The organism is Aliivibrio sp. S3MY1, assembly GCF_028765575.1.
GTDB lineage: Bacteria > Pseudomonadota > Gammaproteobacteria > Enterobacterales > Vibrionaceae > Aliivibrio.
In genome coordinates this window covers 63,449-76,501 of the sequence record NZ_JARACO010000013.1, presented here as the reverse complement: position 1 = coordinate 76,501, position 13,053 = coordinate 63,449, and the positions used below count along the sequence as shown (strand labels likewise).

General features: G+C 39.5%; 13 protein-coding genes. 6 read left to right on the top strand and 7 right to left on the bottom strand.

Features of this window, described 5'->3' with window-relative positions; translation table 11 throughout:
• Window positions 1–3 precede the first annotated feature (3 nt).
• Entirely contained in the window at window positions 4–354 is a 351-nt protein-coding gene (gene arsC / locus PVK62_RS10425) for an arsenate reductase (glutaredoxin) (protein ID WP_274444297.1), read from the top strand.
• A gap of 20 nt (window positions 355–374) precedes the next feature.
• Entirely contained in the window at window positions 375–809 is a 435-nt protein-coding gene (locus tag PVK62_RS10420; RefSeq protein WP_274444296.1) for a DUF2069 domain-containing protein, read from the top strand.
• Between the two features lie 96 nt (window positions 810–905).
• On the opposite strand, the gene PVK62_RS10415 is transcribed toward PVK62_RS10420, so the two are convergent.
• Complete coding sequence (locus PVK62_RS10415) at window positions 906–2,051, bottom strand: DUF2066 domain-containing protein (protein WP_274444294.1); 1,146 nt, start codon at window positions 2,049–2,051, stop codon at window positions 906–908.
• Between the two features lie 205 nt (window positions 2,052–2,256).
• Here PVK62_RS10415 and PVK62_RS10410 point away from each other — a divergent pair, with 205 nt between their 5' ends.
• A complete protein-coding gene (locus tag PVK62_RS10410; protein WP_274444292.1) occupies window positions 2,257–3,507 on the top strand; it encodes a uracil-xanthine permease family protein in 1,251 nt (416 codons plus the stop codon).
• 104 nt (window positions 3,508–3,611) lie between these two features.
• Here the strand turns inward: PVK62_RS10410 and upp are convergent, their stop codons facing one another.
• On the bottom strand, window positions 3,612–4,238 hold the full coding sequence (gene upp, locus PVK62_RS10405) for a uracil phosphoribosyltransferase (protein ID WP_274444291.1): 627 nt from the start codon (window positions 4,236–4,238) through the stop codon (window positions 3,612–3,614).
• A gap of 225 nt (window positions 4,239–4,463) precedes the next feature.
• On the opposite strand from upp, the gene purM reads away from it, so the two are divergent.
• Window positions 4,464–5,504 (top strand): phosphoribosylformylglycinamidine cyclo-ligase, encoded by a 1,041-nt coding sequence (gene purM / locus PVK62_RS10400; RefSeq protein WP_274444289.1) that lies wholly within the window; start codon window positions 4,464–4,466, stop codon window positions 5,502–5,504.
• A 138-nt stretch (window positions 5,505–5,642) separates the two neighbouring features.
• Window positions 5,643–6,281 (top strand): phosphoribosylglycinamide formyltransferase, encoded by a 639-nt coding sequence (purN, locus tag PVK62_RS10395; protein ID WP_274444288.1) that lies wholly within the window; start codon window positions 5,643–5,645, stop codon window positions 6,279–6,281.
• A 49-nt stretch (window positions 6,282–6,330) separates the two neighbouring features.
• Here the strand turns inward: purN and PVK62_RS10390 are convergent, their stop codons facing one another.
• Window positions 6,331–7,158, bottom strand: coding sequence for a class II glutamine amidotransferase (locus PVK62_RS10390; RefSeq protein ID WP_274444287.1), 828 nt, complete (start codon window positions 7,156–7,158; stop codon window positions 6,331–6,333).
• A 74-nt stretch (window positions 7,159–7,232) separates the two neighbouring features.
• Entirely contained in the window at window positions 7,233–7,814 is a 582-nt protein-coding gene (gene lpcA / locus PVK62_RS10385) for a D-sedoheptulose 7-phosphate isomerase (protein ID WP_274444284.1), read from the bottom strand.
• A gap of 352 nt (window positions 7,815–8,166) precedes the next feature.
• Between lpcA and fadE the strand changes: the two genes are divergently transcribed.
• The gene (gene fadE, locus PVK62_RS10380) at window positions 8,167–10,614 is read left to right on the top strand and encodes an acyl-CoA dehydrogenase FadE (RefSeq protein WP_274444283.1); all 2,448 of its coding nucleotides are present in this window, start codon (window positions 8,167–8,169) and stop codon (window positions 10,612–10,614) included.
• A gap of 72 nt (window positions 10,615–10,686) precedes the next feature.
• On the opposite strand, the gene PVK62_RS10375 is transcribed toward fadE, so the two are convergent.
• The 3 genes from PVK62_RS10375 to dnaQ all read right to left on the bottom strand — a co-directional run bounded on the left by PVK62_RS10375 (window position 10,687) and on the right by dnaQ (window position 13,041).
• Window positions 10,687–10,875: a hypothetical protein gene (locus PVK62_RS10375; RefSeq protein WP_274444282.1), complete on the bottom strand. Its 189-nt coding sequence runs from the start codon at window positions 10,873–10,875 to the stop codon at window positions 10,687–10,689.
• Window positions 10,876–11,040: 165 nt separating this feature from the next.
• On the bottom strand, window positions 11,041–12,303 hold the full coding sequence (locus PVK62_RS10370; RefSeq protein WP_274444279.1) for a TIGR03503 family protein: 1,263 nt from the start codon (window positions 12,301–12,303) through the stop codon (window positions 11,041–11,043).
• 9 nt (window positions 12,304–12,312) lie between these two features.
• Complete coding sequence (gene dnaQ, locus PVK62_RS10365) at window positions 12,313–13,041, bottom strand: DNA polymerase III subunit epsilon (RefSeq protein ID WP_274444278.1); 729 nt, start codon at window positions 13,039–13,041, stop codon at window positions 12,313–12,315.
• Window positions 13,042–13,053 lie beyond the last annotated feature (12 nt).

Sequence of the window (13,053 nt, the reverse complement as noted above, 5' to 3'; positions counted from 1 at the left end):
AGTATGTCTGTTATTATTTATCATAACCCTCGTTGCTCAAAAAGCCGTGAAACATTAGCGCTATTAGAAGCTCAAGGCGTAACCCCAAGCGTTGTGAAATACCTAGAAGAAACACCAAGTGTCGATGCCTTAAAAACACTATTCTCTCAATTAGGATTCGATTCTGTTCGTGACATGATGAGAGTAAAAGAAGCTGAATATAAAGAACAAAATCTAGGAGATAGCTCAGTGACAGACGAGCAACTCTTTGAAGCGATGGTACAAACACCAAAACTGATTGAACGCCCTATTGTGGTTAACAACAACCAAGCAAAAATAGGTCGTCCACCAGAGCAAGTTTTAGAGATTTTATAGTATTAAGCGGGAAACTAAACATGGATCACGTTGAAATGAGCGCAGAAACAAAGCGCTATCGTTTTCTTGCACTATTTTGTAACTTAGCACTACTTGTGTTTGTCGCTCTTTGGCATAGCACTCTCTCCCCTCATTCATTGATTAACCCATATGGCATTATGGTGGCATGGATTATTCCAATGCTTTTTCCACTAAAGGGGATCATTCAAGGTAAGCCTTACACACACGCATGGGCTAATTTTATTTTAATGTTCTACTTTTTACATGGTTTAACCATTCTCTGGCTTGATGAAGGAGAGCGTTATTTAGCACTAATTGAAGTCATCCTCACCTCTGGAGCATTTATTGGTAATATTTATTACGCTCGCTTACGAGGCAAAGAGTTAGGATTAAAACTAAAACGTTTGTCTGAAGTCGAGAAAATAGAAAAAGCCAAATATACCGAAAGTAAATAAAACAACTCTAATTAAGGTTGAACTTACAGACACAAAAAAGGTGACTATATTTTATAGTCACCTTTTTTATTTATACTTATCAATAGGATGTATATTTTAACTTGCGCTCAATTTATACTTATGAACAACTGGCTGTACTTTTTCAGCTCCAACTTGCATCTCTTCGCTCACGATAGGCATACCGTCGTCTAATACTTCCTCTGTCATAACATCACTTTTAATTTCATCATCTACAGCGACAGCAACTGGCTCTTCTAGAATGAGTGAAATACGAGAATTCTTACTTAAAAGTTCATCATTAAATTGTTGATAGTCACCTAGCAAGCTTAATGCGTAAGTCACTTTATCGCCTTGGATCGTATTTATCTGCACACTGGCTACTGAGTTCATTTGCTTTAATTGCTTCTCAATAGTGAAAAAAGAACGTGCCGTATGAATCCCTTCAATCGATACCGTTTCTAATTCACTCGCCACTGCACCTAGTTTTTTAGTGTATGTTTTAGCAAAATAATCGCTCACTTCATTGATCATATCAGCTAACTGAACAGAGCCGGATACTTGACCTTCAATCGACTTTTTCGATGTCTTCACTAGGTTCTGAGGCGTCGAATCAAATAACGTCCATGTAGATCTATTACCACGTACTTTTACGACTAAAATCGCTTGCGGATTATAGCGTTCACTCGCATCAGCAATTGGTTTTTTAAAGTTACCCCATAAATCTGGAATTTCTATTGAAGTTACATCATCGAAGTCCCCTACAGGGAACATAACAGGTAAGCCTCTTTCATTCGCAGCATCTTTAATTCGAGTAATTAAGCTGTTATTTGATTGCTCCCAAATAATACTTCTTTGGTAATTGTATTCATTCACAATCCAAACCAGTACCGATTTTCGAGGAGTCTCCCAAATACTGGTTTCAGTTTGAGTTAATAAACTCAATACCATTTTAGAGTTGTACCCTAATTTAATTGCGCGCGGAGCATTATCATAATCAACAAAGCTCATTTGCGTTACGTAGCGATCACTCTGCGTTAATGCTTTTTTTATCACTTCATTATCAGCGATCGTTTGTTGCCCTGATACTTTAACTAATACATTAACTAAGCCTTCTTTTTTCGCTAAGCTTTCTGCTTTTTCAGAGCCCGTTAATTGTACTTCGGTATGATAAAGATCACTTTGTTGCTGTGCAAAAACAGGTCCTGCAATCAGACAAACAACTAAACATAAAATACGTAACATCAAACAACCTATAAATACTTTTATAATTGTCGCTGATAATAAGGGCTATCCCATTATTCAGCAAGGATTCGAATTGACTCAGATCTAACTTTCAAGCTATTAGTGTAATACTTTCTTAAGAATTTTTATTTTTTCACGAGATAAATCAAGATATTTATTAAAAAAATAGTGATAGAATCCCTCAAATTCATTACTGGACATGAAAATGCTATACAATTTGTTCCAAGGCTTTCAAATGCTATTCGTTGCATTTGGTGCTCTCGTTCTTGTTCCCCTCTTGACGGGTTTAGATCCTAATGTTGCTCTATTTGGTGCTGGTGTTGGTACCCTTCTCTTTCAATTAGTTACTCGTCGCTCTGTCCCTATTTTTCTTGCTTCGTCTTTTGCTTTTATTGCTCCTATTATTTATGGCACCCAAACGTGGGGCATTCCCGCAACAATGGGTGGATTAATGGTTGCAGGCTTAGTGTACGTTGTATTAGGAGCCGTCATTAAAGTTAGAGGTGTCGCATTTATTCATAAATTATTGCCTCCAGTGGTCGTTGGTCCTGTGATCATGGTAATTGGTCTAGGTTTAGCCCCAACCGCCGTTAACATGGCGTTAGGTAAAACCGGTGATGGTGGATTTCAGCTTGTCGATGGACAGGTTGCATTTTGGATTGCTGCAGCGTCATTATTTACTACCATTGGTGTCAGTGTTTTATCTAAAGGATTTTTCAAATTACTGCCTATCCTTTCAGGTATTATTGTTGGCTATTCATTAAGCTTACTTTGCGGTATCGTCGATTTTACGCCAGTACATCAAGCCGCTTGGTTCGCTCTACCTAACTTTACTTACCCTGAATTTAATATCAATGCGATCTTATTTATGATCCCAGTGGCTATTGCGCCAGCAGTTGAGCACGTGGGTGATATGCTAGCGATTTCAAACGTTACCGGTAAAGACTACCTTAAAAAGCCAGGCTTACATCGCACAATTACAGGTGATGGCATTGCAACAATGGCAGCCTCTCTTATCGGTGCGCCACCAAATACAACTTACAGTGAGGTTACCGGTGCGGTAATGCTAACCAAAGCATTCAATCCAGTCATCATGACATGGGCTGCTGTATGCGCCATTGTTCTTGCTCTGGTTGGTAAGCTTGGCGCAATACTACTAACGATCCCTGTTCCTGTAATGGGGGGCATTATGATCTTGTTGTTTGGTTCTATCGCAACGGTTGGCCTAAATACCCTGATTAAAAACCAAGTAGATCTTCATAAAGCACGTAATCTAACAATTGTTGGTGTGACTTTAGTATTTGGTATCGGTGGTATGGCGGTAGGTATCGGTGACTTTAACTTACAAGGCGTAAGTCTTTGCGGCATCGTTGCTATTGCACTTAATTTAATTCTTCCTGATGACCTAGGTGAAAGCCATATTGTCGACAATGCACAAATGGAAGAAGACAAATAAATCTTGGTTTTAAAATCTAGATAAAGAAAAAGGCTTGATGAGTATAATTCATCAAGCCTTTTTAAATTCTTAATTTTTAATGTTCTAAACTAGAAGATTATAAATTATTTAGTACCGAAGATCTTATCGCCAGCATCGCCAAGACCCGGAACAATGTAGCCCTTGTCATTTAACTTCTCATCGATAGCTGCCGTGTAAAGCTCAACATCTGGATGTGCTTTTTCTAACGCTTCAATACCTTCTGGAGCAGCAACAAGTACAAGTACTTTAAAGTGCTTACAACCTTTCTCTTTTAGAAGATCTAACGTTGCGATCATAGAACCACCAGTCGCAAGCATTGGATCAACAACAAGAGCAATACGCTCATCGATATTAGACGCTAACTTGTTAAAGTATGGTACTGGTTCTAGTGTTTCTTCATCACGGTAAACACCAACAACACTAATACGTGCACTTGGGATATGCTCAAGAACACCATCCATCATGCCAAGACCTGCACGAAGAATTGGTACTACTGTTACTTTTTTACCTTTAATCTGATCTACTTCAACAGGGCCGTTCCAACCGTTGATGGTTACTTTTTCTGTTTCAAAATCTGATGTTGCTTCATAAGTCAGTAGGCTACCTACTTCAGTTGCTAATTCGCGAAAACGCTTAGTACTGATCTCACCTTCACGCATTAAACCGATTTTATGTTTTATTAGCGGATGTTTTACTTCAACAACTTTCATTTCTGACTCCAGATATATTAATCAAACCTTTCAATTATACATGCTTTTTTCATTAAGAATAATTTCTAATAACAAAAAAAGTGTCCACCTGACTAAAATAACTTACTTGCTTATTTTTAATTACAAAGTTTCTTCAATTTTCCTTACGCAAACGTTTCCCTTTTTACATTGTGCTGTTAGAATGGCGCGGATTTTTGAAATCCAACCTATGGCGAGGACACCTCCGTGAGCGACAACAAAACTTCTCTTAGCTACAAAGATGCTGGTGTAGACATTGATGCTGGTAATGCACTTGTTGATCGAATTAAAGGCGTAGTAAAACGTACTCGTCGCCCTGAAGTAATGGGTGGCATTGGTGGTTTTGGTGCGTTATGTGAACTTCCAACTAAATATAAACACCCTGTTTTAGTTTCTGGTACTGACGGTGTTGGTACTAAGTTACGTTTAGCGCTTGACCTAAATAAGCACGATACTATCGGTATCGACTTAGTGGCAATGTGTGTTAATGACCTAATTGTACAAGGTGGCGAACCTCTGTTCTTCCTTGACTACTATGCTACTGGCAAACTTGATATTGATGTTGCAGCTCAAGTAGTCACCGGTATCGGTGAAGGTTGTATTCAAGCAGGTTGTGCATTAATCGGTGGTGAAACTGCTGAGATGCCTGGCATGTACGAAGGCGAAGATTACGACGTTGCTGGCTTCTGTGTTGGTGTTGTTGAAAAAGAAGATATCATTGATGGCACAAAAGTCGCTGCTGGTGATGCACTAATTGCAGTAGGTTCAAGCGGTCCACACTCAAATGGTTATTCATTAATTCGTAAGATCCTTGAAGTTTCAAACGCGGACCTTAGCGAAGAGCTAAACGGAAAAACCGTTGCTGACCATCTTATTGAACCAACAAAGATCTACATCAAATCAGCACTTAAAATGATTGCAGAGCATGACATTCATGCTATCTCTCATATTACCGGTGGTGGTTTCTGGGAAAATATCCCACGAGTGCTTCCTGAAGGCACAAAAGCCGTTGTTGATGGGAAGAGTTGGGAGTGGCCTGCTATTTTTAACTGGCTACAAGAAAAAGGCAATGTAGAAACCTACGAAATGTACCGTACCTTTAACTGTGGTGTGGGCCTTATTATTGCACTTCCAAAAGAACAAGCTGAACAAGCGGTTGCGCTACTAAATGCCGAAGGTGAAAACGCTTGGGTTATTGGTGAAATCGCTGCTGCTGAACAAGGTGAAGAGCAAGTAGAGATCCGTTAATCGGTTGCCAAAAACTTTGAACTAGTTCATAAAGCATAAATAGAAAGGTGATCAATTATTCGATCACCTTTTTTATATCTGTCATTTGTGCTCGAATGGTTATCATTACTTAGTATTAAACAAAATAAGATCATTATAATGAAGAATATTGTTGTATTAGTCTCAGGAAGTGGCAGTAATCTGCAAGCGTTTATTGATGCTTGTGGTAATAACATTCCAAATGCCCGTATTGCTGCGGTCATTTCAAATAAAAGTGACGCTTATGGATTACAGCGAGCATTAAATGCAGGGATTAATGCCCATTGTCTAAGTGCTGTTGGTTATGAAAGTCGTGAACAGTATGATGAAGCATTAATGACACTCATTGATATCCATAAACCAGATGTGATAATCCTTGCTGGGTTCATGCGTATTTTAAGTGAAGACTTTGTTTTGCGTTATCAAGGTAAAATGCTAAATATCCACCCTTCTCTTTTACCAAAGTACACAGGATTACATACGCACCAACGTGCGATTGATGCTGGAGATAAAGAGCATGGCACAAGTGTTCATTTTGTCACCCCAGAATTAGATGGTGGTCCGGTTATACTTCAAGCAAAAGTACCTATTTTTGATAATGACACCGCAGATGAAGTCGCATCTCGCGTGCAAGCTCAAGAGCACCTTATCTACCCGATGGTTGCCAATTGGTTAATTGAAGAGCGATTAATCATGCAGGATGGTAAAGCGATACTTGATGGTAATGTCTTAGGTTTATCAGGATTAGAAACTGAATAATAAAAATGCCCATCAAGATGATATTGATGGGTATTTTTATGCATAGCGTTTACGCATTAATTGGGCATTCTGATGGCGGTGGCGCCATTTCTGGCACCGTATCATGATTACCCGCAGTTAATTCACCAAAATGAAACAGCGCATATTCGCCGACTTTCATTTTATGCCACTCTTCATTATCGGTTAATGGGCGAGTTACCACGACTGAAACCACATCATTCGGTGTCGTTTCTTGATGGAAATCTATCGTCACATCTTCATCAATCAATGACGCTTGACCAAATGGTGCACGCCTTGTAATCCAATGTAAGTTGTTTGAACAGTAAGTCATCAGGTACTCACCGTCACTCAAGAGCATATTAAACACCCCTAAACTTCGAAGATGATCACTGCATTCAGAGACAAATTTGAACATCAGCATCATATCTTGAGGTGGTTCAGGATATTTATCTTCAAGTTGATTCAGCAACCAACAAAAAGCACGTTCACTGTCAGTTTCTCCAACTGGTCGAAAACGCCCTGTCGATAATTCATTAAAACCCGTTAATTGACCATTATGGGCAAACGTCCAATACTTTCCCCATAACTCTCGTGTAAATGGGTGGGTATTCTCGAGATTAACATCCCCACGATTTGCTTGGCGAATATGACTTATTACCGCTTTACTTTTTATTGGGTAATCTTGAACTAACTCAGCTATTTTTGAGCGGCAGCTTGGCTTTGGGTCTTTAAATGTGCGAAATCCTTTCCCTTCATAAAAAGTAATTCCCCAGCCATCACGATGAGGGCCGGTATTGCCACCACGTTGAACTAAGCCTTTAAAGCTAAAACAAATATCGGTTGGTACATTGGCACTCATTCCGAGCAATTCACACATATTTGCGCGACTCCTTTATTCGCAATCAAACGGTTCACAATGACTAGAAATCATTGTGAACCGTTTCAGATGAGCTATTTTTCCATTTCTTTTTCAATTAATTGAATCACAATATGGATAATTTTAATGTGGATCTCTTGAATACGATCAGCGTATCCAAAATGAGGTACGCGGATCTCGACATCTGCAAGACCTGCCATTTTTCCACCATCTTTGCCCGTTAGAGCGATGGTTTTCATGCCTTTCTCTTTTGCCGCTTCAATAGCATTTAAGATATTGCCTGAATTACCTGAAGTCGATAAACCAAATAATACATCTCCTTTAGAGCCAACAGCTTGAGTGTAACGAGAAAAAACATGCTCATAACCAAAATCATTACTAACACAAGATAAGTGGCTAGGATCAGAAATAGCAATACCTGGGTAACCTGGACGGTTTTCACGGTAACGACCTGTTAGCTCTTCAGCAAAATGCATCGCATCACAGTGAGATCCACCGTTACCACAAGACAATACTTTACCGCCTTGTTTAAATGAATCTGCAATCGTTTTAGCCGCTAACTCAATTTGAGCAAGGTTTTTATCGTCAGCTAAAAAGTCATTCAGTACTTGAGCGGCTTCTGTTAATTCAGAACGGATCAGATCTTGATAAGACATAGGATACTCTCTTTTATTATTTTCCCTAACTGGGGTTAATCTCAGTGTACCTACCCAGCTAAATCTTTAAAAGAGATTCACCTTATATTTCTTCTTTCTAGCGCATAAATTCTGCAATTCATCCCTGATTAAATTAGATATCGCGCACTCAAAAACAAATATTGTTTATTAATTACTCAAGCCAGATCACTTTTTAAGTATTGAGGTTATTTACTTTTCATTAACATTGGATCTACACTTAACATAACTGGTTAGACCTGTTGTTAAGTTGAACTCAAAAATAACATTACGACCGAGTATCGTAATCACCTCTGTTCCTACAAACAGAGCAGCGCCGGAAAAGGAGAATCACATGGCCCTGACATTTTTAGCGACATTCATTGCACTTGCTGCATTAAGTTATCATAGACAATCCCTGCGAACCGCTACATTGGTCATCGCAAGTATTCTAGCGGTTAGTTCAGGATTGGGTTATGCAGGCTTTGCTACTTGGGGGGTCTTCTTAGTCATTGCAGCACCATTGAACACCCCTTCAATTCGACGATCTATTTTCAGTAATAAAGCACTCGCTATGTTTAAAGGCGTAATGCCTGAAATGTCGCAAACTGAAAAAGACGCGATTGAAGCCGGTACAGTATGGTGGGAAGCGGAGTTATTTAAAGGTAATCCAGATTGGAAGTTTCTACATAACATTCCCAAAAATACGTTATCCGCTGAAGAACAAGCCTTTATGGATGGTCCAGTAGCTGAAGTGTGTCGCATGGTAAATGATTATGAAGTAACGCATGAGCTTGCCGACCTACCCCCTGAAGTTTGGCAGTATTTGAAAGACCATAAGTTCTTCGCCATGATCATTAAGAAAAAATACGGCGGTTTAGAGTTTTCAGCGTATGCACAATCTTCTGTTCTACAAAAACTAACTAGTGTATCTGGTGTTCTTTCTATTACTGTTGGAGTGCCTAACTCATTAGGTCCTGGTGAGTTACTGCAACATTATGGTACAGAAGCTCAAAAGGACTACTACTTACCTCGTCTAGCTGAAGGTAAAGAGATCCCATGTTTTGCGTTAACAAGCCCAGAAGCGGGTTCTGATGCGGGATCAATTCCTGATTTTGGCATCGTAACTAAGGGAATGTGGCAAGGAAAAGAAGTTATCGGTATGCGCCTGACTTGGAATAAGCGTTACATTACCCTAGCCCCTGTCGCTACCGTTTTAGGTTTGGCATTTAAATTACAAGATCCTGATGGCTTATTAGGTGATAAGAAAAACCTCGGCATTACTTGTGCCCTTATCCCTACTGATTTAGAAGGCGTTAACATTGGCCGTCGTCATTTCCCATTAAATGTGCCATTCCAAAATGGCCCAACACAAGGTGACGATCTTTTTGTTCCATTAGACTACATCATTGGTGGACAAGAAATGGCGGGGCACGGCTGGCGTATGTTGGTTGAATGCCTATCTGTTGGTCGTGGTATCACTCTACCATCAAATGCCACTGGTGGGGCTAAAATGGCCGCGCTTGCAACAGGTGCTTATGCTCGAATCCGCCGCCAATTCAAACTTCCAATTGGTAAAATGGAAGGGATTGAAGAGCCATTAGCACGTATGGCAGGTAATGCTTACATGATGGATGCTGCAAGTGCACTTACTGTTGCTGGTATCGTTCAAGGTGAAAAACCATCAGTTATCTCTGCGATTGTTAAATACCACTGTACTCACCGAGCACAACGTATTGCTATTGATGGCATGGACATCGCTGGCGGTAAAGGGATCTGTTTAGGTAGCTCAAACTTCTTAGCGCGTAGTTACCAAGGCTCACCAATTGCGATTACCGTAGAAGGGGCAAACATACTGACTCGCTCAATGATCATTTATGGTCAAGGGGCTATCCGTTGTCATCCTTATGTTCTTGAAGAGATGGATGCCGCTTACTTAGAAGATAAACAAGCGTCTCTTGAAAAATTTGATGCTGCAATCTTTGGTCACATTGGTTTTGGTATTAGTAACTTTGTACGCTCACTATGGTTCGGTTTTACCGATGGCCGTGGTTCTAAAACACCATTTAGTGATGAAACAAAACGTTATTACCAACAAGTAAACCGCTACAGTACAAACCTTGCATTATTATCAGATATTTCAATGGCAGTTCTAGGTGGTAGCTTAAAACGTCGCGAACGTATGTCAGCTCGTCTTGGTGATATTTTAAGTCAACTTTACTTAACGACATCGGTTCTAAAACGTTTTGATGACGAAGGTCGCCAGAAAGAAGATTTAGCATTAGTTCACTGGAGTGTTCAAGATTCACTGCACCAAGCAGAGCAAGCGATTGATGGGTTACTAGCAAACTTCCCAAACCGATTTGTGGCAGGTGCAATGCGTTTGATCCTATTACCAACAGGTCTACGTCGCCAGCGCCCAAGTGATAAACTTGACCATAAACTGGCTCGTATTCTCCAAGAGCCATCGGGTGTACGTAGCCGAATCGGCCGCGGATTATTCTTAGAAGCAAGCCGATTTAATCCAGTAGGAAAAATGGAAGAAGCGTTAATTGATATCTTAACTGCCGAACCAATTTATGACCGAGTATGTAAAGAGTCAAAACAACGCTTACCGTTCATGCAATTAGATCGCGTCGCTAAAGTGGGATTAGCGCTAAATATCATCTCTGATAAAGAAGCACTGTTGCTTCGCAAAGCAGAGAAGAGCCGCTTAGCGACCATCAGTGTTGAGGACTTTGATCCAAGTGAGCTTATCGTAAAACCGCAAACTAATGATTTTGAGCAGAGTAAAATAGCTTAATATAGCCAGAAATAGATAGCAAAAGGCCAGAGTAAAATACTCTGGCCTTTTTAATTGAGATAATTAAGAGGGTTATTTATGTAGGTTTACTATTAACTTTAAATAAATAATTTCTTCAATGGATAAATAATCAATACTGTTGTTGTTCATTCCTAATGAGCCACAACTGAGTAAAGAGCTTATTTTCATGCCTTTATTTTTTGTGAGCATTTCGCTAAAAGCAGCTTCTAGTATTAATTTTTGTTTATCCAAAACATCCACCCTCATTAACAGTTGATAGGAGTATATTTAATAAGCAGCCTCGGTGCAAACTTTATAAAAAAGCAAATGATAAACCAGAAATAAATGTAATAAAATAAAGATTTAATAATAAAAAATCGCAATTAAGCGATTTTTATTCATTTTATTTACTCTAAATATTTACCTTTACACTTTCGGAGGAGGAGGCATCGACAATTTTTCAGATTTAGGCGACGCTGCTTTTTGCGCTTTAATCGCTTTTACTTTTTTCCATCCAAAGATCCCTGCAAAAATAAGAAGAATAATGAACACATTTCCAACGACGACATAAATCCAAACCCATTTACGCGCCTCAGCTCGCTCGATTTCTAATTTTTTCTGCTCTTCAATTTTACGTTGCGCCGCTTCTTCTTTAATTCTTGCTTCATAGGCCGCTTTTAAATCAATCGGTTCAGTAACACCATAGTTATGCTTTCCAAGGTAAAACTGAAGCGGACGATTTGTCGCTAAGTCCGTTGTATATACCCAGCCAGACCACGTATTTTTACCTGGTAAATAGCTATTAGGTAAATCAAAATAAAGTTTACTCTCTTCTTTCTCTGCTTGAGATTGAGTCACTGTTACTGCTTTATTTGGATCAATTTGTTCAATATGAGCGGCGAGTGAGCCCGCTTTAATTAATCCGCCTTCAGTATCAATAGTCATCGAATGGCTGCGACTTTCATTACGAGCCTGAGTAAAACTGGCACGAATAGGGGTTGGATAAACTAATACATCTTGCTCTACAGTTCTAAGAAAAACGCCATTGCGAGATTGAATTCGAACCCTGTATTTACCCGGTTTAATGTTTATTGGTAGATTAACAGTAAATACACCATCTGCAGCAACTTCATCAAGATCTTGACCATCATCTTCAAAAGTCCCTAGAACCTCAGCTAAAGGGCGTGCCTCTTTCACTAACTCTTTTTCATTTGCAAGATAAGGTGTAAACGTCACATTCAATTTTATTCGGTTTAAAAAGTCTCGTAATACTAATGGCTTGCCATCTTGTAATAATCGAGCGGTAAACTTTAAACTTTCAGATTGGTAAAGTTTTTTCGGTAGCGTATCTACATTAAGGGTCAAATTAGATAATATTTTTATTTTATTATCTGGTGTGATCTTACCTATCGCTTGCCATGGACCGGGCATTGGGTTTTCAATGGAAATGATGTCCATACCACTTTCTTCATACCAAGCAACATATTCAGGGTGCTCCCACGCATAATACTTAGCACCATCCGGACGAACGAGTGTTACTGCTTGAGATGCTTTCTCTCTATACACTAAAAAAGAGACTTGTTTTATGGTTGGATCAACTCGAAAACGGTTATCCAACCACGACATTTCAGAACTCTTTGCCCAAGAAACCATTGGGACAAACAGCACTATCATCAATAACCGCCACATATTACACTCCTAACTACGCCACAAACAGGCATCACCAACTATATCCAAACGCTTTTCATGCGCTTCTATTTCATCGGCCGTTGCACGTAAAACCTTTAATCCTTTTCTTCCTGAATTCAATCTTTTAATACTTTCTTCAGAAGAATCTGATTGGTTTTCTGCATTAAAACTCAAACTGGTTTGCCCACCGGTCATTAGCAGATAAACATCAGCCAAAATCTCTGCATCGAGTAAAGCGCCGTGAAGTGTTCGGTGTGAATTGTCTATTCCATAGCGGTCACAAAGAATATCCAGATTATTACGCTTACCAGGGAAGATTTTCTTCGCCATGGCCAAGGTATCGGTAATTTTACAATACTGATCAGTCGTACCTATCAGTTTGTTTAATTTACTGAACTCATAATCCATAAAGCCAACATCGAAGGGCGCGTTATGAGCGACTAACTCTGCCCCTTTGATGAACGCTAAAAACTCATCATGAACGTCTTTATATTCAGGTTTGTCATACAAAAATTCATCGGTAATACCATGAACATCAATCGCTTCAAGATCAATTAATCGATCAGGCTTGATATATACATGGAAGTGATTACCAGTTAACTTTCGGTTGATGATCTCGACCGCACCAATTTCAACAATACGGTGACCTTCATAAACTGGGCCACCAGTAAAGTTCATACCGGTGGTTTCTGTATCGAGAACAATAATTCGATTCGGGGAATTGTCGCTAGTATTCATAGGCTCATTTGT